Genomic DNA, 17,888 nt, shown 5'->3' with positions numbered 1-17,888 from the left:
ACCCCCGCCGGCGACGGCGACGCCGGAACGCTCACTCACCCTGGTCGCCCCCGCCCGTCGATCGCGGCCGCACGGGCTCGCCCGGTGCGCCGAGCGCGGTCAGTGCGCCGGTGTTGATGCCCACCGGTCTGCCCTCGGCGTGCGACGTGCGGGCTCGCGCGTGTGCCTGGCTCATGGCCACCATGATCGTCTCGACATCGATGACACCACGGAAACTGTCACGCCCGCCGGTGACGAGTGCCGCGCCGACGCTGGAGACGAGCATGATGTCGAGCGCGTCGTTCAGGGTCGCGCGCTCGCCGACGAGGGGCAGGCGCGGGTCCCGGTCGGTCCCGACCCGCTCGAGCCGGGCGAGCTGCCGTCGCGACAGCCACTGCAGCGGCCGGTTGCGGTCGTCGATGATGACGGCGTGGTCGTGGCCCGCGGAGTCGAGGCGCGAGAGGACGTCCGCGGCGAGGTCTCCGGGCGACGCCGTGACGGCCGACTGCAGGTCCACCTCGTTCACGCGGGTCAGGGTCAGCTGCTTGAGCCCGGCACCGGCGCCGATGAAGTTCTCCACGAACTCGTTGGCGGGCTCGGCCAGGATCCGCTCGGGGGTGTCGTACTGCACGAGCTGCGCGCCCTCCGTGAAGATCGCGATCCAGTCCCCCAGCTTCACGGCCTCGTCGAAGTCGTGCGTCACGCAGACGATCGTCTTCTGCAGTTCCTTCTGGATGCTGATGAGCTCGTCCTGGAGCCGCACCCGGGTGATCGGGTCGACGGCGCCGAACGGCTCGTCCATGAGCAGCACGGGCGGGTCCGCAGCCAGTGCGCGGGCCACGCCGACGCGCTGCTGCTGCCCCCCGGAGAGTTCGCGGGGGAACCGGTCGCGGTACTGGGCCGGATCCAGGGAGACGAGTTCCAGGAGTTCATCGACCCGGGCCGCGACGCGCTCCTTGCTCCAGCCGAGCATCTTCGGCACGATCGCGATGTTGGTGGCGACGGTCATGTGGGGGAACAGCCCGCCGGCCTGGATGACGTAGCCGATCCGGCGCCGCAGGGCGTCCCCGTCGATGCCGGTGACGTCGTCGCCGTCGAGCACGATCCGACCCTCCGTCGGTTCGATCAGCCGGTTGATCATCTTGAGGGTGGTGGTCTTGCCGCAGCCGGAGGGACCGACGAGCATGACGATCTTGCCGGCGGGGATCTCCATCGTGAGGCCGTCGACGGCGGCTCTCGCCTGACCAGGATACCGCTTGCTGACCTGGTCCAGCAGGATGCTCGCACCGGTGATGCCGGGCGTCGGGACCACCGGGGTCGCGGATGCCGCAGGGGCGGGGTTTCTCTCAGACACGGATACCTCGTGGGATTGTGAGCCGGCCGAGGCCGAGCAGGAGAAGATCCAGCACCAGGGCCAGGATGATGACGGCGACGATACCGGTGACGACCGATTCGAGCGCGTTGGCCCCTCCGAGCCGGGCGAGCCCCGTGAAGATGAAGCCGCCGAGGCCCGGGCCGAGGACGTACGCGGTGATCGCGGCGATCCCCATGACCATCTGGGCGGACACGCGCACGCCCGCGAGGATGACGGGCCAGGCCATGGGCAGCTCGATCCGGCGGAACGTCTGGAAACGGCTCAGCCCGACACCACGGGCGGACTCGACGACGGAACGATCGATGCCCGCCAGCCCGACGACTGCGTTTCGCAGGATCGGCAGGACGGCGAAGAAGACCACCACGATCACGGCCGGCGGCACACCGAAGCCGAACGGCGCGATCAGGAGGCCCACGAGGGCGAAGGCCGGGATGGTGAGGCCGATCGCCGAGATGTTGTTGGCCACGGCCGTGAGGGCCGGGCTGCGGTAGACGAGCGCGGCGATCACGACGGCCAGGACTGTCGCGATCAGGAGGCACTGGACCACGAGCGAGAAGTGCTGCCAGCTGGCGAAGAGGATCTGATCGAACCTGGTGGTCACGTACTCGAGCACCGTCCACCTCCTCGTCGCGGCCACGCCGCATCCCCTGGTACCGCTCAGGGCGCGGAGACCACGACGCTAAGCATGCTGATGGTCCAACGGTACCGCACGGGGGGTGGCACGGGGCGACCCGCCGCCTTCGGGGGCGTCAGCCCCGCCGTGCACACAGTGCCCTCGGGTCCGCCACCGCGCCGGTGTCCTGTGCGTTGCCCCACATCCACGGGCATCCGTGCCTTCGGCCCGGTCCACCGGTGGTAGCTTGCCGCCATGGACACCACAGCGCCCCGCCCCGGCCTCGAGGAGGAGGACGGCGTCGTCCGGCATTCCGTAGTGGAGGACGTCCTGGGGATCGTGACGGGCACCTTCACCGTGTCGCTCGGCCTGTTCCTGCTGAAGACCAGCGGCGCCGTCACGGGCGGGACCGCGGGCCTCGCCCTGCTGCTGAGCTACGTCGGCGGGCTGCCCTTCGGCGTCCTGTTCTTCGCCGTCAATGTGCCGTTCTTCGCCCTCGCCGTCTGGAAGAAGGGCTGGGACTTCACGCTGCGGACGATCGCCGCCGTGGCACTGGTCTCGGGACTGTCCGCCCTGCACCCGATCGCACTCGGGGATCTGACGGTGGACCCCCTGTACGCGGCGCTCGGAGGGAACCTGCTGGCCGGCGTCGGGCTCCTGATCCTGTTCCGGCACAAGGCGAGCCTCGGCGGGTTCAACATCCTGGCCCTCATGCTGCAGGAGCGCCTGAACTGGCGCGCCGGCTACGTGCAGATGGTGCTCGATACGACCGTCGTCCTCGCCGCCTTCACCGTCGTCGCACCGGGAAGCGTCCTGCTGTCCGCCGTCGGGGCCGTGCTGCTGAACCTCGTACTGGCCCTCAACCACCGGCCCGGGCGCTACCTCGGCACGTGACCGTGCCGTCGGCGGTGCCGCACACGCCCACAGCCCCGGGGGGGACACGGGGCTACCGTGGAGCGATGGACGACCAGGCGTCAAACCCAGCACCCACAGCACCCGGCACAGCACCTGACGGAGCCCTCGACGGTTCTCCGCCCAGGCCGCGGGTCCGGGCTGCGACCTACGTCCTCCGGGGGCGGGGCTCCGGGCGCGAGGTCCTGGTCTTCGACCACGTCCACCACCCCGACGCCGGGACACAGGTGCCCGGCGGTGGTGTGGACGCGGACGAGACGCTCGACGACGCCGCCCGGCGGGAGGTCCTCGAGGAGACCGGGCTCGTCCTCACCGGCCCGCTGATGGAGGTCGGCGTCGCGCACCTGGCGGCAGACGACGCCGACCCCGGCACCGTCACGGTCTTCTTCGCCGCGGAGACCGACGACCCGCGGTCGTCCTGGGACCACAGGGTGACCGGGGGCGCGGGCCCCGGGTCCGGCGGGCCCGGCTCGGACACGGGTCTGCTCTTCCGGTGCTACTTCGTGCCGCTCGCCCGGGCCCAGGGCGCCCGGGAGAACCACCACTTCAGCTGCGCGCACCTGCTGCACTGAAGCCAAGCGTCGAGCAGTACGTCACGTCGCGACGCCGACGAGCGACGACCCTAGACGTGCACGGCGACCGATTTCCTGTCGTCCTCGCCGCGGTCGTGAGCAGCCGGGTTCCCGGGCTCGTCGCGCTGGAGCTTCGCGCCCTCGACGTCCACGTCGGGCAGGATCCGCCCCAGCCACGCGGGCAGCCACCAGGCGTGCCGCCCGAGCAGGTACATCGCCGCCGGCACGAGGGTCATGCGCACCACGAAGGCATCGAGCAGCACGCCGAGCGCGAGCCCGAAACCGATGGGGCGCACCATGGCCAGGTGGGAGAACACGAAGCCCGCGAACACCGAGACCATGATGATCGCCGCCGCCGTGACCACGCGCGCACCGTGGCTGAACCCGATGCGCACCGCGGCCTTCGGATCATCGCCGTGGACGTAGGCCTCGCGCATGCCCGAGACCAGGAACATCTGGTAGTCCATCGCGAGGCCGAACAGCACACCGATCAGGATGATCGGCAGGAAGCTCAGGATGGGGCCCGGGTTCGTGACCCCGAAGACGTCGCCCAGCCAGCCCCACTGGTAGATGGCCACCGTCGCACCGAAGCTGGCCAGCAGCGAGAGCAGGAACCCGGCCGTGGCGATGACGGGCACGAGGATCGAGCGGAACACGAGCAGAAGCAGGATCAGCGACAGCCCCACGACGATGCCGAGGTAGAGCGGCAGCGCCTCCATGAGCTTCGCGGATACGTCGATGTTCGCCGCGGTCTGGCCCGTGACGGCGATGGGCACACCGGTCTGCTCCTCCACGTCGTCGGTGGCCGCACGGAGATCCCGGACGAGGTTCTCCGTGGTCTCGCTGGCCGGTCCCTCCTCGGGGATGACCTGGAAGATCGCCGTCCGGCCGTCCTCGCTCACGGTCGCGGGGACGGAGGCTGCGACATCGGGCATCTCGCTCAGCACATCGTTCACGTCGAGCCGCAGGGCCGTGAGTTCCGCCTCGTCGGCCGTCTCCGGCAGTGATCCGACGACGATCAGCGGGCCGTTGGTCCCTGCGCCGAACTTTTCCCCGATGGTGCTGTAGGCCTGGAACGCCGTCGAATCGGCGGGTTCGGTGCCGCCGTCGGGCAGCCCCACGCGCAGTTGCGTCGCCGGGACGGCGATGACGCCCAGCAGGAGCACGCCTGCGAGGACCGTGAGGATCGGCTTCCGGGTGGCGAACCCGCCCCAGCCGGCGCCCTTCGCCGCGCGCTCGTCGGCCCAGGACTCGCCCGCCTCCGTGTCCGGGGGAGCGGCAGCGGAGTGCTTGTGCCCGTGGGCCTTCGCCCAGCGCCGCTTCGAGACGACCCGCCGTCCCATCAGGGCGAGCAGGGCCGGCGTGAGGGTGAGTGCCACGAGGACGGACACCGCGACGGTGCCCGCGGCGGACAGGCCCATGACGGTGAGGAACGGCAGGCCGGGTACTGCGAGCGCGGCGAGCGCCACGATCACCGTGATGCCGGCGAAGAGGACGGCGTTGCCGGCGGTCCCGGTGGCCCGGGCGATCGACTCCTGCATCTCCATACCGCGCAGCAGCTGGGTGCGGTGCCGGTTCACGATGAACAGTGAGTAGTCGATGCCGACGGCGAGGCCGAGCATGAGGGCGAGCACCGGCGAGATGCTGTTCATCTCGATCAGGCCCGACAGGGCGAAGGTGATGCCCACGCCGACGCCCACCCCGACGATGGCCATGAGGAGCGGCAGCCCGGCGGCGATGAGGGTGCCGAGCATCAGGATGAGCACGACGGCGGCGACGGCCAGCCCGATGATCTCCGTGGCGCCCACGATCCCCGAGACGTCCTCGACGATCTCCTTGCTGTAGTCCACCGTGACGCCGGCGGACGAGGCACCGTCCGCCTCCTCCTGCACGGCCTCGCGGAGTTCGGGCGAGACGGCGTTGATCTGCTGGTCGAACTGCACGCTGGCCACGGCGGCGGTGCCGTCCTCGGACAGCAGGCGCACGCCGGAGCCCGCGTCCAGCTGACGCTGGGCGAGCTCGAGTTCGGTGCCGGCGGACTCGAGCTGCTCGCGCCCCGCCTCGAGCTCGGTGCGGCTGGCGTCGAGCTGGGCCTGGCCCTGCTCGAGCTGCTGCTCCGTGGCCGCGGCCTGCGCGGGCGGGAGCTGCGCACGGGCCTGGTCGAACTGGGCGCGCTGGGCGTCGAGCTGGGCCTGGCCCTGCTCGAGCTGCTGCTCGCCGGCAGCCAGCTGCTGCTCGCTCGCCTCCAGTTCGGCACGCCCCGCCTCGAGCTCGGCGGCGCCGGACGCCACCTGGTCCGACACGTCGAACGGATCGACGACGCCCCGCACGCCGTCGAGCTCCGCGATCGCGGCCAGCGCCGACGTCACGCCGTCGCGCTGCTCGGGCGAGAAGGCTGCGCCGTCGTCGGTGGTGAACACCACCGTGCCCGTGCCGCCCACTGCCTCGGGCAGTTCCTCCCGCAGCCGGTCCGAGATGCGCTGCGACTCCGTGCCGGGGATGGTGAAGTTGTTCGTCAGGGTGCCGGAGAAGGCGACGGCGGCGCCACCGACGGCGAGCATGATCGCGAGCCACGCGGAGACGACCCACCACCGCCGCCGGAAGGCGAACGAACCGAGTCGGTAGAGCAGAAAGGCCATTGGGGAAGTCCTAGCGGGAGGAAGACGGACGAGGGGCGGGAAGAGTCAGGCGCCGGGGAGGGAAGCGGCGCCGGGTGCGGGATCGGAGAAACCGTCGCGCAGCATGGTCAGCGCCGAGAGGATGCGTCCTTCGAGCTGCAGCCCGGAGTCGGCGGCGGATCCGGGCGTGTTGGCCGCCCAGTCGCGCATGGCGGCCTTGGTACAGGACAGCACGCTGCCCACGAGGGCCGTGAGGTAGAGATCGGACGCGCCGGAGCCGAGACGCCGGCGCAGCCCCTCGACGATCCGCGCCTCGGCGCGCTCCCACGCATGCAACTGCGCCCGCAGGAGGTCCGGGTTGGTGCTGGCCATGCGGAACAGGGCGCCGTGCTGGGAAAGACCCTCCATACGGGTGGTCTCCGTGAAGGCCCGGACGATGGAGTCGAACAGCGGTTCGTCCTGCGGCATCCGGCCGAAGACCTCGAGGGCCAGGTCGAGGAACCCGTCGGTGCGGACCGTCAGGGCGTCCTCCGCGCTGTGGAAGTAGTTGAAGAACGTGCGCCGCGAGACCCCTGCGCGCTCCGCGATCTGGTCCGCCGTGAACGAGCCCGGCCCCACGGACAGGGCGAGGTGGAAGGCGGCGTCGGCGATGGCGCGTCGGGTGTCGATCTTGTTCTGCTCACGGCGCCCTACCGGCTCCGCGCTCTCGGTCATCTCCAGCACCGTCCCAGAGTAGAGGAAATATTGCACACTGTGCAACGAAAGCTCCGCCGGAAATCCTCGCCCACGATCCCCCGCGGCGGCGTACTCTGGCCCAGGCACGACACCCCCGGCGACTCCCTCCTGGAAGGCGGCTCCCATGAAGACCATCACCCTCGGTTCCTCCGACTCCGGTCTGGATGTCTCCCGGCTCGGCCTCGGCTGCATGGGCATGTCGGCGTTCTACACCGGCAGTGGTAAGGACGACGCCGGCTCGACCGCCACCCTGCACCGGGCCCTCGATCTCGGCGTCACCTTCTTCGACACCGCCGAGATCTACGGCCCTTACACGAATGAGGAACTGGTCGGCCGGGCCTTCCAGGGCAGGCGCGACGAGGTGGTGCTGGCCACGAAGTTCGGCACCATCCGCCACACCGCCGACGGCGGGCGGGGCCTCGACGGCAGCCCGGAGAACGTACGTCTGTCCGTCGAGGGGTCGCTGCGGCGGCTGGGCACGGACCACATCGACCTGTACTACCAGCACCGCATGGACCCCTCGGTGCCCGTCGAGGACACCATGGGTGCCCTGGCGCAGCTCGTGCAGGACGGCAAGATCCGCCACATCGGCCTGTCCGAGGCGGCGCCCGGCACCATCCGGAGGGCACACGCCGTCCACCCGGTGACTGCGCTGCAGACCGAGTACTCGCTGTGGAGCAGGGACCCGGAACACGAGATCCTGCCGCTGGTGCGCGAGCTCGGCATCGGCTTCGTCCCCTACTCCCCTCTCGGGCGCGGTTTCCTGACGGGGACCATCCGCTCGGTCGACCAGCTCGACGCGTCCGATTTCCGCCGCAACAATCCGCGCTTCGCCGGGGAGAACCTGCAGGCGAACATCCGGATCGTCGAACAGGTGGACGACGTCGCGCGGCAGCTCGAGGCCACACCGGGCCAGGTCGCGCTCGCCTGGCTGCTCGCGCAGGGCACGGACATCGCGCCGATCCCGGGCACCAAGCAGGTGCGGTACCTGGAGGAGAACGTGGCGGCGGACGGCCTCGTTCTCTCGCCGGGGCAGCTCGCGCAGCTGGACGCCGTGGCCGCGCCCGTCGGTGACCGCTACGAGGACATGTCAGGCGTCGACCGCTAGCCGGGGCCAGCACGACGGACGGTCCGCAAGCGCAATCTTCCCGACCGCCCGCCACCCCCGGGTGCTAGACAGTAAGCATGCTTCACAATTCGACGGGGGGACGGTTCCGATCCCCTGCGCGGCTCGGGCGGGCTCCACGAGGCCAACCGCCTCCAGCGGGGGGTCGCCGAATTCCTCCGCCTCCCGCTGGTGCTGACCGCCGCCTTCTGCCTCGTGGCCGTCGGGGGGCTGATCGCCGTGTCGACGCTGCTCATGGCGGCGTCGGAGTCCCGGCAGGCCCAGCAGGCCCGGCAGGCCCGGCCGACGGTGCAGTTGATGCCCAAGCCCTCCGACGAGCCGGACGCCGTGCACCCGCGCGGCTGACGGCGACGGTGACGGGCCGGTTGCCAGCAGGAGCTCCGCGACCGGTGGAGCCCGGGTACAGGGAGAGGGGAACGAATGTGTGGGATCGCCGGTGAGATGGCCTTCCGTGGTGCTCGCGCCGAAGAACAGCCCGTGGCGCGCATGGCGGCCGCCATGGAGTCGCGGGGCCCGGATGGCCACGGTAGCTGGACCAACGGCTGGGTCGCCCTGGGACACCGGCGCCTGACCGTCATCGACCTCACCGACGCCGGGGCCCAGCCGATGCACGATCCCGCCTCGGGACTGTGCATCGTGTTCAACGGCTGCATCTACAACTACCCCGAGCTCAGGGCCGAACTGGGCGGTGATGCCGTGTTCTCCTCGACGAGCGACACCGAGGTCATCCTGCGCGCGTACGTCCGATGGGGCGGGGACTTCGTGGATCACCTCGTTGGCATGTTCGCCGTCGTGATCGTGGACGAGCCCCGGCAGCGCGTCGTCATGGCGCGGGACCGCCTCGGGATCAAGCCTCTTTACGTCGCGGACCTTCCCGGGAGGGTGCGCTTCGCCTCTACCCTTCCCGCCCTCGTGGCCGGAGGCGGGATCGACACGTCGATCGACGACGTCGCCCTCCACCACTACCTGAGCTGGCACTCGATCGTGCCCGCCCCCGGACCATCCTGAAGGGCGTCCGGAAGCTGCCGCCGGCCACGGTGCGGGTCATCGACGCCGACGGCGGCCGGCGCGACCGCGTGTACTGGAGGCCCGACTACGTCCGCGACCCCGACAAGGCCGACTGGACGGCCGGCGACTGGCAGGACGCCCTCCACGACTCCCTCACCACGGCCGTCCGCAGGCGCCTCGTCTCGGACGTCCCGGTGGGAGTGCTGCTCTCGGGCGGCGTCGACTCCAGCCTGATCGTCGCCCTGCTCGCCGAACTCGGGCAGGAAGGGCTCAGCACCTTCAGCATCGGGTTCGACGGCGCGGGCGGGGAGGAGGGCGACGAGTTCCGCTACTCGGACCTGATCGCCGAGAAGTACGGCACCCGGCACCACAGGATCCGTATCGACGGCAGCGAACTGGTACCCGCCATCCAGGACACGATCGCCGCGATGACGGAACCCATGGGCACGCAGGACGTCACCGGGTTCTACCTGCTGTCGAAGATCGTCTCGGAGCACATCAAGGTGGTGCAGTCCGGCCAGGGCGCCGACGAGGTGTTCGCCGGTTACGCCTACCACCAGCCCGCCGGCACTGTCGCCCGCGACGCGGCGCTGGACGCCTTCACCGGAGCGTTCCTCGACCGGACGCACGAGGACATCGCCGACGTCGTCGAGCCCGAGTGGCTCGTGCCGACCGACGTGAGCCGGGCCCTGCTGGCAGCGCACCTCGGTGCGCCCGGCGCGGAGACGGCGCTCGACGCCGTGCTGCGCCTCGACACCCACCTGCTGCTCGTGGACGATCCCGTCAAGCGCGTGGACAGCATGACCATGGCGTGGGGCCTCGAGGCACGTGTGCCCTTCCTCGACCAGGACCTCGTGCGGCTGGCAGCGCAGTGCCCGCCCGAGCTGAAGGCGACGCAGGGCGGCAAGGGCGTCCTGAAGGACCTTGCACGCAGGGTCATCCCTGCCGAGGTCATCGACCGGCCGAAGGGCTACTTCCCCGTGCCTCCGGTCAAGTACCTCGCCGAGCCGCTCCTCACTACTGTGCGCGACGCCCTCCGGGCACCCGAGGCGAAGGACCGGGGGCTGTTCCGTGCCGAGTACGTGGACCACCTGCTCGAAAGCCCCAACGTCCACTACAGCCCCGGCGGCAACAACATGCTGTGGCAGCTCGGCGTCCTGGAACTGTGGCTGCAGCAGCACGACATCACCTGACGCTCAGCTCGCCTCACGGCTTCCCGCGGGTGCGTACCGGGAGGCTGCCCGTGGTGGCCAGCTCCTCGGCGACCGCAAGGAGCTTCAGGTTCGACGTCGTGGAGACCTGCACCAGCATGATGAACGCCTGACCGGCCGTCAGGCCGTACCTCTCCATGAGGATTCCCTTCGCCTGGCCGATCAGGTCCCTGGTGGCGATGGCGTCCTTGAACTGGTGGAGTTTCTGCGCATCGGCGACGGCGACGGCGGCATGGGACGCGACCAGCGCCCCGACGTACTCGGACTCCTCGCCGAAGGCGTGCGCCGAGCGGCCCAGGAGGTTCATGGCGCCGAGGTTGTCGCCCTCGACGAAGAGCCGGAAGCAGAGCATGCTGCCTGCTCCGGCATCCGCGGCGCCGGCCGAGAACCTCGGCCAGCGCTGCTCGGTCCGCAGGTCCGGCACGGTGACGGTTCGCTCGTGGTAGACGGCGCTCATGCACGGCCCCTCCCCCGTGCGTTCCTGGAGCTCGTCGACAGTGCGGGCGAGGTCTCCGGACGGCGCCCGGGACTGCACCCCGCTGCGGCCGGTCACCAGGGTGATCGATGCCTCGTCGGCGCCGGGCACGAGCATCACCGCGGTCCGTACGAGCCGTTCGAGGACGGCGTCCTCGGAGTTCTCCCTCTGGAGGGACCGAGCGAGGTCGCCCAGTCGGAGGGCGATGTCGTCCTGTGGTGCGATCCAGTTGTCGTCCAGGTCGTGCCCGTCCTTCATGGCCATGATGGCTCCCGTGCCTGACGCGGCACGGCGCTCGTGGAGCACGAACTGCCCGGCCAGGGACCGCCACCGTACCAGTGCCATCATGCAGCACCTAAGGTTCATGCTCCGCTGTACTATCGGGGTATGGGTTCCCATCACCAGGCACCGGCAGATGCGGGCAGGCGTGGTCCGCTCGCCGGCGCTCTGGCCATCACGCTCACCGTGTTCGTACTGCAGGTCGGCGGTGCACTGTGGACCGGCAGCCTCGCCCTGCTCTTCGACTCCGTCCACGTCCTGACCGACGCCGCCGGCCTGGCGATGGCCCTCGGCGCCGCGACCCTCTCGGTCCGGCCCGCCACGCCGCGCCGCTCCTGGGGATTCCGGCGGGCCGAGGTGATTGCCGCCCTGCTGCAGGCGGCCTTCCTGCTCGCGGTGGGAGCGTACGTGCTGATCGAGGGCGTCCGACGCCTCATCGCCCCGGAGGACGTCGCCGCTCCGGGGATGATCGTCTTCGGGGCGATCGGCCTCGCGGGCAATCTCGCCGCCCTCGCCCTCCTCTCCCGCCACCGCGCCGCCAGCTTCAACCTGAGGGCCGCGTTCCTCGAGGTGCTCAACGACGCGCTGGGGTCCGTCGCGGTGATCGTCGCCGCCGTCGTCATCACCCTGACCGGCTGGATGCGGGCGGACGCCGTCGTGGCCCTCCTCCTGGGCGCCCTGATCATCCCTCGCACCCTCAAGCTGCTGCGCGAGACCATCGACGTACTGCTCGAATCCACGCCCGCCGGGATCGACCTCGAGGAGGTGCGCGCCCACATCGCCCGCCTGCCGCAGGTACGGGACGTCCACGACCTCCACATCACGCAGATCGCCACCGGGCTGCCCGTGCTCACCGCGCACATCGTCGTCGACGACGAATGCTACCGCGACGGGTCCGCCCACGCGGTCCTCGACCAGCTCCAGGAGTGCGTGGCCGGACACTTCGCCGTGAGCATCGACCACTGCACCTTCCAGATCGAACCCCTGGACCACGTGCCCCACGAGACGGAGCTGAGCCACTGATGCTGCAGACACTGACCTCCACCTCGGTGCTGCAGCGCGTGGGCACCGCGCTGTCCGACCCGACCCGCGTGCGGATCCTGGTGGCGCTGCGGGACGCGCCCGCCTATCCCAGCGATCTCGCCGGTCTGCTCGGTGTCAGCCGGCAGAGCCTGTCCAACCACCTCTCCTGCCTTCGCGGCTGCGGGCTCGTGGTGTCGGTACCCGAAGGCCGTCGGTCACGCTACGAGCTCGTCGACCCGAAGCTCGGCCACGCGCTGACCGACCTCCTCGGGATCGTCCTCGCCGTTGATCCCGGCCACCCGGGGCACCACGCGCACCCCGGACCCACGGTGGGCAGGCTCGCGGAGCACTCATGACGGAAGGGGCCGCCGCGACCTCCGCGCCGACCCCTTCCGGTGTACCTCCTAGCCCATGAGGCGTGAGCGGATCAGGAACCTCTTCCCCTCCGGCGCCTCCACCGAGAAGCCGCTCCCCCGCCCGGGCACCACGTCGACCGTCAGGTGCGTGTGGCGCCAGTACTCGAACTGCTCCCGCGACATCCAGAAGTCGATGAGCCGGGGATCGTCGGCCGTCCCGTCCGGGGCGGCACCGGTGCGGCCCCGCGCACCGGGCGAGATGTCGAGGACGCCGAGCAGCACGTCCGCCTCGGCCGTGATGAACTCGCCCGCCGGGTAGCACATCGGTGACGAGCCGTCGCAGCACCCGCCGGACTGGTGGAACATCAGCGGCCCGTGGATCAGCCACAGCTTGTCCAGCAGTTCGACGGCGCTGTCCGTGAGGGCCACCCGTGAGAAGGTCTCCCCCGGGATGGTCACCGACGCTTCGACGGTCATGGTGCCCCCTAGAAGAATCCGAGCTTGGATTCGGAGTAGCTGACCAGCAGGTTCTTGGTCTGCTGGTAATGATCGAGCATCATGGCGTGGTTCTCGCGGCCGATGCCGGAGGACTTGTACCCTCCGAACGCCGCGCCCGCGGGGTAGGCGTGGTAGTTGTTCACCCACACCCGGCCGGCCTGGATCTCGCGTCCGGCACGGTAGGCGATGTTGCCGTTCCTCGACCAGACGCCGGCCCCGAGCCCGTAGAGGGTGTCATTGGCGATCTCGAGTGCCTCGGCGTAGTCGTTGAAGCGCGTGACCGAGACCACCGGGCCGAAGATCTCCTCCTGGAACACCCGCATGCTGTTGGTCCCCTCGAACACCGTGGGCTTTACGTAGTACCCCTCGGCGAGGTCGCCGTCGAGCAGGTTCCGTTCGCCGCCGACGAGGACCTTGGCACCCTCCTGCCGGCCGATGTCCATGTAGGAGAGGATCTTCTCCAGCTGGTCGTTCGACGCCTGGGCTCCCACCTGCGTGTCGGTGTCCAGCGGGTTGCCCTGCACCATCTTCTCGACGCGGGCGATCGCGTCCGCCATGAACGAGTCGTAGATGGAATCCTGCACGAGGGCGCGCGAGGGGCAGGTGCAGACCTCGCCCTGGTTCAGCGCGAACAGCGCGAAGCCCTCGAGGGCCTTGTCGTAGAAGGAGTCGTTGCTCTCGGCGACGTCGGAGAAGAAGATGTTCGGGCTCTTGCCGCCGAGCTCGAGCGTGACCGGGATGAGGTTCTGGCTCGCGTACTGGCTGATCAGCCGGCCCGTGGTCGTCTCGCCGGTGAACGCGATCTTCCGGATGCGCTTGCTCGAGGCGAGCGGCTTCCCTGCCTCCACGCCGAAGCCGTTGACGACGTTGATGACGCCCGCCGGGAGGATGTCGCTGATCAGCTCCATGAGCACGAGGATCGACGACGGCGTCTGCTCGGCCGGCTTCAGCACGACGGCGTTGCCGGCCGCGACAGCGGGGGCGAGCTTCCACGTGGCCATGAGGATGGGGAAGTTCCACGGGATGATCTGCCCGACGACGCCGAGCGGCTCGTGGTAGTGGTAGGCCGTCATGTCCTCGTCCAGCTGGGACAGGTGGCCCTCCTGGGCGCGGATGGCGCTGGCGAAGTACCGGAAGTGGTCGATCGCGAGGGGAAGGTCCGCGGCGAGGGTCTCACGGATGGGCTTCCCGTTGTCCCAGGTGTCGGCGACCGCGAGCATCTCGAGGTTCTCCTCCATGCGGTCCGCGATGCGGTTCAGGATGAGGGCCCGCTCCGCCACGGATGTCTTGCCCCAGGAGGGAGCGGCTTTGTGGGCCGCATCGAGCGCCAGCTCGATGTCCTCCGCCGTACCGCGTGCCACCTCACAGAAGGGCTTGCCCGTCACCGGGGAGATGTTCTCGAAGTACTGGCCCTTGATGGGAGGCACCCACTCGCCGCCGATCCAGTTCTCGTACCGCGGCTTGAAACTGACCTTCGATCCGTCCTGGCCAGGCTGGGCGTAAGCAGTCATCATCCAACTCCTTGAACTCCGGGTGTGCAGGACGTCGTCGTCCCTGGTGCACAGCCTAGGAACCCGAAGGTTGCAACGACGTTGCATGCCCGGAGGAACCGTACCGCTAGCCCTGTTCGTGGGTCGGCGGCGCTGCTGCGAGCACCGGCGGTGCGGCAGCCGGCGTGGCCGGACCCTCCGGGCCCGTGCCGGGGGCGGGATCGGAACCCGGGTCAGGCGTGCCCGGCTCGTCGCACGACGGATCGGTGGGATCCTCCCCCGGTGCGGGGGCAGCACCCGGTACCGGCTCCTCGGATACAGGGGCCGTCGGATCGGTGTCGCAGGACGGCTCGGTGGTCGATCCCGCCGGCAGGGTGGTGCCCGGCAGGGTTTCGGGAGGAGGCGTCGCGCCCGGCTCCGGCGGCGTGACCGACGGTGTCGGGTCCGGTGTCGGGTCCGGTGTCGGGTCCGGTGTCGGGTCCGGTGTCGGGTCCGGTGTGGGCTCCGGTGTCGGGTCCGGTGTGGGCTCCGGTGTCGGGTCCGGCGTGGGCTCCGGTGTCGGGTCCGGCGTGACCGGCGGCGTAACCGGCGTCGGCTCCGGTGTCGGTGTCGGTGTCGGTGTCGGTGTCGGTGTCGGTGTCGGTGTCGGTGTCGGTGTCGGTGTCGGTGTCGGTGTCGGTGTCGGTGTCGGTGTCGGTGTCGGTGTCGGTGTCGGTGTCGGTGTCGGTGTCGGTGTCGGTGTCGGTGTCGGTGTCGGCGTCGGGCTCGGCGTCGGCTTGACCGGCGTCGGCGTAACCGGCGTCGGCGTAACCGGTGCCTGCTCCGGTGTCGGCTTGACCGGCGTCGGCTTGACCGGCGTCGGGCTCGGCGTCTTTTCCGGTGTCGGCTTGACCGGCGTCGGCTTGACCGGCGTCGGGCTCGGCGTCTTTTCCGGTGTCGGCTTGACCGGCGTCGGGCTCGGCGTCGGCTTGACCGGCGGCGGCTTGGTTGCCTCAGGCGGTGTCTTATCCGGTGTCTTCTCCGGCGTCTTCACGTCCCGTGTCGGCACCGCCGGCGGTACGGGCGGAGTGCTGTCCTGGGCGGAAGCAGCACCTGTACCCCTCGACGGGCCGGGTGCCATGGGCAGCACATCCGCCATATGGTCGTACTGGTCGGAACGGGTCGAGGACCGCGCCCAGACGGGGATGTCGGCAGCACCGTTGCCCCCGGGAGAGTAGTCCTGCAGCGCGCCCCTGGGGGCGATGTGCTGCGCGGAGACAAGCCTCCACCGCAGCGGGTCGACGTGCTCGCCGTCGAGGATGGTCTCGAAGTGGAGGTGGCATCCGGTCGAGGAGCCGGTGGTCCCGACCTCCGCGATCGCCTCGCCACCCCTGACGGTGTCGCCCTCCCTGACCGAGACGGCCCGGAGGTGGTTGTACGTGGTGATGAGGCCGTTGCCGTGGTCGACCTCCACACGGTTGCCGCCACCCCACTGGTGCCAGCCGACGGCTCGCACGGTACCGGCGTCGGCAGCGTACACCGGGGTACCACAGGGCGCCGCGTAGTCCTGGCCCGTGTGGAACTCGCCGGCCTCGCCCGTGATGGGGCTCGTGCGGGATCCGAAGGGAGAACTCGGGGAGAGGCCTTCGAGGGGTGCGAACAGACTTCCCGCGGACGGTCGGGCCGAGATGCCGGTCGCAGTCGCGGCGGTGCCCTCACCCCTGGTGCCCCCTGCGGTCTCCGGGTCGGCGTTGGTGTCGGTGTTTGCGTCGGTGCCTGCGTCGGTGCCTGCGGCTGCGTCGGTGCCTGCATCTGCTCGGACGGACCGGCGGTCGAGGGAGTCGGGTGCGTCGGAGCCCTCCAGCGGGAGGAGCATCGAGGGGCCCACGGTCCCCGTCGGATGGATGCCGTCCGACATGATCGCACCCGAGTTGGTCGAGAAAGCGGCTGCGGGGCCCGATGACTGCGGGACGATGCCCTGGAAGCCCACGAAGCAGACGACCATGGCCAGACTCGCGTTCACCTTCGTGCGGGAGCTACGGGGACTCCGGTTCTGCACCCTCGCCGTTTCCGGGTGCCGGCCTGCCTGGGTCACGAAAATCCCCTTGAGATTGCTGTGCGAACGGTGCGCTCGACCGACGGACGTTCCGGTCCGCCGGTTACCCGGCCCACGGGGACAACGTTAGCCCGCTCACAGGGTCGATTGCGACCGATCATTGCGATTCGCTAACGGATTTTGGGAGAAGCTGCGAGTAACGACGGCGGAACCCCCAGTTCCGCCTCCAGCCACTCCGTGTGTGCGACGACGACGGCTCGCCGCGGTGAGCGCCGGGGCAGGACCCTGAGCGCCAGTTGCCATGCCTCGATGTCGTACTCGGCCTCCGCGAGCGCGAGATAGTCGAGCACCGTCTCGGGAGAGCCGTCGGTGAGGACGGCGTCCCGCAGGAGCGTGGACACCTCGCTGCGGAGGCGCCTGATGGCCGGCGCCTGCGACCGCGGGAGGACGGGACCCCGGTAGATGGCGAGCGCCATGCGGTGCGCCCCGCGGTGGAGGTAGTTCAGCACCTGAACCGCGTCGACCACCAGCTCTCCCGGCAAGCGGTAGGGCCGGGACTGCGGCACGATCGCCTTGCCGTGCTCGGCCAGGACCTTGCGCAGCCGGAGCATCTCCGCCCGGACGGTCGTCCCCGAAGCGTCCTCCGGATAGGCCATCGTGGCGAGCTGGTCCGCGGTGAGGCCCTCCGGGTGCAGGGCCAGGAGGGTCAGCAGTTCCGCATGGCGGAGGCTGAGCTCCAGCGATGCTCCTCCCGCGTGCACCACGCCGTGGTCCGACCCCAGGATCTGCAGGCTGTTCCGGTAGAGCGCGGCGGGCACGCGCGCCGACCGGGCCCGCCGTGCCCTGGGCAGGCGGCCCTGGAGCCGGTGGATGCTCAGTTGCGCCTCCGCTGCGGCGACCGCCGCCTCCACGAGCGACAGCGTGTGGGTCCCGACGGCGTCGGCGGTACCGGTGATGTCGATGACGCCCAGGACGGTGCCGGAGTCCGGGTCGTGCAGGGGCACCGCCGTACAGCTCCACGGATGGACCTGCGGGCTGAAGTGCTCCGCGCCGGCGATCTGGACGCTGCGCTCCAGGGCCAGGGCCGTGCCCGGAGCGCTCGTGCCGACGGTGGCCTCCGACCAGTCCGCTCCGGGGACGAACAGCATGCCCTCCGCGCGACGCCGTAGCTCGCGGTCACCGTCGACCCAGAGGAGCCGGCCGTTCTCGTCGCCGACGGCCACGAGCATCCCGGATTCGAGGCTCGGCTGGACGAGCAGCCGGTCGATCACGGGCATGATGGCCGCAAGCGGGTGGCTCTGACGGTACGCCTCGAGCTCCTCCTCGGAGCAGAACAGGCGGGCCTGCGCCGTGGACGGGCTCGGGAGGAACGTCAGGGACCTCAGCCAGGATTCCCGCACGACCCCCCGGAGCTTCCCGTCGACGCTGGTGCCCTGGTCCAGGGCCTCATGGGCCGCCAGCGCCTTCTGCTGCAGCGCGACGGAGGACAACTCCGTGAGAGGGATTGAACGGGACGACGACATCGGCACTCCGCTTCGTGACCTGTCCCGCATGGCAGCGTGGGACAGGTCACAGTGTAGCGG

Annotated in this window: 17 protein-coding genes; 8 read left to right on the top strand and 9 right to left on the bottom strand. The window is 70.3% G+C overall.

From position 1 onward, the window contains the following. Positions 1 to 31: 31 nt before the first annotated feature. Both AC4D2O_RS10690 and AC4D2O_RS10685 read right to left on the bottom strand, forming a co-directional pair. On the bottom strand, positions 32 to 1,333 hold the full coding sequence (locus AC4D2O_RS10690; RefSeq protein ID WP_490907130.1) for an ATP-binding cassette domain-containing protein: 1,302 nt from the start codon (positions 1,331 to 1,333) through the stop codon (positions 32 to 34). Continuing rightward, positions 1,326 to 1,967 (bottom strand): ABC transporter permease, encoded by a 642-nt coding sequence (locus tag AC4D2O_RS10685; RefSeq protein ID WP_490907503.1) that lies wholly within the window; start codon positions 1,965 to 1,967, stop codon positions 1,326 to 1,328. The genes AC4D2O_RS10690 and AC4D2O_RS10685 overlap by 8 nt, the downstream gene beginning before the upstream one ends. A gap of 255 nt (positions 1,968 to 2,222) precedes the next feature. Here AC4D2O_RS10685 and AC4D2O_RS10680 point away from each other — a divergent pair, with 255 nt between their 5' ends. Together AC4D2O_RS10680 and AC4D2O_RS10675 are read left to right on the top strand one after the other, a co-directional pair. Continuing rightward, complete coding sequence (locus AC4D2O_RS10680) at positions 2,223 to 2,861, top strand: YitT family protein (RefSeq protein WP_490907127.1); 639 nt, start codon at positions 2,223 to 2,225, stop codon at positions 2,859 to 2,861. 65 nt (positions 2,862 to 2,926) lie between these two features. Continuing rightward, on the top strand, positions 2,927 to 3,451 hold the full coding sequence (locus AC4D2O_RS10675; protein ID WP_490907125.1) for an NUDIX domain-containing protein: 525 nt from the start codon (positions 2,927 to 2,929) through the stop codon (positions 3,449 to 3,451). Positions 3,452 to 3,501: 50 nt separating this feature from the next. Here the strand turns inward: AC4D2O_RS10675 and AC4D2O_RS10670 are convergent, their stop codons facing one another. Both AC4D2O_RS10670 and AC4D2O_RS10665 read right to left on the bottom strand, forming a co-directional pair. Then, complete coding sequence (locus tag AC4D2O_RS10670) at positions 3,502 to 6,090, bottom strand: MMPL family transporter (protein ID WP_490907123.1); 2,589 nt, start codon at positions 6,088 to 6,090, stop codon at positions 3,502 to 3,504. A 45-nt stretch (positions 6,091 to 6,135) separates the two neighbouring features. Next, the gene (locus AC4D2O_RS10665) at positions 6,136 to 6,783 is read right to left on the bottom strand and encodes a TetR/AcrR family transcriptional regulator (RefSeq protein ID WP_490907502.1); all 648 of its coding nucleotides are present in this window, start codon (positions 6,781 to 6,783) and stop codon (positions 6,136 to 6,138) included. A gap of 145 nt (positions 6,784 to 6,928) precedes the next feature. Here AC4D2O_RS10665 and AC4D2O_RS10660 point away from each other — a divergent pair, with 145 nt between their 5' ends. The 4 genes from AC4D2O_RS10660 (at position 6,929) to AC4D2O_RS10645 (ending at position 10,131) form a co-directional block, all read left to right on the top strand. Beyond that, the gene (locus AC4D2O_RS10660; RefSeq protein WP_490907121.1) at positions 6,929 to 7,912 is read left to right on the top strand and encodes an aldo/keto reductase; all 984 of its coding nucleotides are present in this window, start codon (positions 6,929 to 6,931) and stop codon (positions 7,910 to 7,912) included. Positions 7,913 to 8,101: 189 nt separating this feature from the next. After that, the gene (locus AC4D2O_RS10655) at positions 8,102 to 8,275 is read left to right on the top strand and encodes a hypothetical protein (RefSeq protein WP_490907119.1); all 174 of its coding nucleotides are present in this window, start codon (positions 8,102 to 8,104) and stop codon (positions 8,273 to 8,275) included. A gap of 75 nt (positions 8,276 to 8,350) precedes the next feature. Continuing rightward, on the top strand, positions 8,351 to 8,938 hold the full coding sequence (locus AC4D2O_RS10650; RefSeq protein ID WP_490907116.1) for a hypothetical protein: 588 nt from the start codon (positions 8,351 to 8,353) through the stop codon (positions 8,936 to 8,938). 29 nt (positions 8,939 to 8,967) lie between these two features. After that, positions 8,968 to 10,131: an asparagine synthase-related protein gene (locus AC4D2O_RS10645; protein WP_490907114.1), complete on the top strand. Its 1,164-nt coding sequence runs from the start codon at positions 8,968 to 8,970 to the stop codon at positions 10,129 to 10,131. A gap of 13 nt (positions 10,132 to 10,144) precedes the next feature. Here the strand turns inward: AC4D2O_RS10645 and AC4D2O_RS10640 are convergent, their stop codons facing one another. Then, positions 10,145 to 10,972: a GAF and ANTAR domain-containing protein gene (locus AC4D2O_RS10640; RefSeq protein WP_490907112.1), complete on the bottom strand. Its 828-nt coding sequence runs from the start codon at positions 10,970 to 10,972 to the stop codon at positions 10,145 to 10,147. 39 nt (positions 10,973 to 11,011) lie between these two features. Between AC4D2O_RS10640 and AC4D2O_RS10635 the strand changes: the two genes are divergently transcribed. Continuing rightward, a complete protein-coding gene (locus AC4D2O_RS10635; protein ID WP_490907110.1) occupies positions 11,012 to 11,926 on the top strand; it encodes a cation diffusion facilitator family transporter in 915 nt (304 codons plus the stop codon). A gap of 2 nt (positions 11,927 to 11,928) precedes the next feature. Then, positions 11,929 to 12,282 carry an ArsR/SmtB family transcription factor gene (locus tag AC4D2O_RS10630; RefSeq protein ID WP_490907501.1) on the top strand — a complete coding sequence of 118 codons (354 nt, stop codon included), beginning with the start codon at positions 11,929 to 11,931 and terminating at the stop codon, positions 12,280 to 12,282. Positions 12,283 to 12,330: 48 nt separating this feature from the next. On the opposite strand, the gene AC4D2O_RS10625 is transcribed toward AC4D2O_RS10630, so the two are convergent. The 4 genes from AC4D2O_RS10625 to AC4D2O_RS10610 form a co-directional block, all read right to left on the bottom strand. Continuing rightward, positions 12,331 to 12,759 (bottom strand): DUF779 domain-containing protein, encoded by a 429-nt coding sequence (locus tag AC4D2O_RS10625; RefSeq protein ID WP_490907108.1) that lies wholly within the window; start codon positions 12,757 to 12,759, stop codon positions 12,331 to 12,333. 8 nt (positions 12,760 to 12,767) lie between these two features. After that, on the bottom strand, positions 12,768 to 14,291 hold the full coding sequence (exaC, locus tag AC4D2O_RS10620) for an acetaldehyde dehydrogenase ExaC (RefSeq protein WP_490907500.1): 1,524 nt from the start codon (positions 14,289 to 14,291) through the stop codon (positions 12,768 to 12,770). Between the two features lie 106 nt (positions 14,292 to 14,397). After that, positions 14,398 to 16,344 carry a M23 family metallopeptidase gene (locus AC4D2O_RS10615; RefSeq protein WP_490907106.1) on the bottom strand — a complete coding sequence of 649 codons (1,947 nt, stop codon included), beginning with the start codon at positions 16,342 to 16,344 and terminating at the stop codon, positions 14,398 to 14,400. Between the two features lie 131 nt (positions 16,345 to 16,475). Further along, positions 16,476 to 17,828, bottom strand: coding sequence for an AfsR/SARP family transcriptional regulator (locus AC4D2O_RS10610; RefSeq protein WP_490907104.1), 1,353 nt, complete (start codon positions 17,826 to 17,828; stop codon positions 16,476 to 16,478). Between the last annotated feature and the right edge of the window lie 60 nt (positions 17,829 to 17,888).

This window comes from Arthrobacter sp. TJ-238 (assembly GCF_058269215.1).
The sequence above is the reverse complement of the archived record's forward strand: the minus strand, read 5'-3'. Positions and strand labels throughout refer to the sequence as shown.

Coding starts and splice junctions, on each gene's coding strand:
- AC4D2O_RS10625 (WP_490907108.1), bottom strand. CDS start 12,759: ATGACCGTCGAAGCGTCGGTGACCATCCCGGGGGAGACCTTCTCACGG.
- AC4D2O_RS10665 (WP_490907502.1), bottom strand. CDS start 6,783: ATGACCGAGAGCGCGGAGCCGGTAGGGCGCCGTGAGCAGAACAAGATC.
- AC4D2O_RS10650 (WP_490907116.1), top strand. CDS start 8,351: ATGTGTGGGATCGCCGGTGAGATGGCCTTCCGTGGTGCTCGCGCCGAA.
- AC4D2O_RS10635 (WP_490907110.1), top strand. CDS start 11,012: ATGGGTTCCCATCACCAGGCACCGGCAGATGCGGGCAGGCGTGGTCCG.
- AC4D2O_RS10680 (WP_490907127.1), top strand. CDS start 2,223: ATGGACACCACAGCGCCCCGCCCCGGCCTCGAGGAGGAGGACGGCGTC.
- AC4D2O_RS10640 (WP_490907112.1), bottom strand. CDS start 10,972: ATGATGGCACTGGTACGGTGGCGGTCCCTGGCCGGGCAGTTCGTGCTC.
- exaC (WP_490907500.1), bottom strand. CDS start 14,291: ATGACTGCTTACGCCCAGCCTGGCCAGGACGGATCGAAGGTCAGTTTC.
- AC4D2O_RS10610 (WP_490907104.1), bottom strand. CDS start 17,828: ATGTCGTCGTCCCGTTCAATCCCTCTCACGGAGTTGTCCTCCGTCGCG.
- AC4D2O_RS10660 (WP_490907121.1), top strand. CDS start 6,929: ATGAAGACCATCACCCTCGGTTCCTCCGACTCCGGTCTGGATGTCTCC.
- AC4D2O_RS10675 (WP_490907125.1), top strand. CDS start 2,927: ATGGACGACCAGGCGTCAAACCCAGCACCCACAGCACCCGGCACAGCA.
- AC4D2O_RS10670 (WP_490907123.1), bottom strand. CDS start 6,090: ATGGCCTTTCTGCTCTACCGACTCGGTTCGTTCGCCTTCCGGCGGCGG.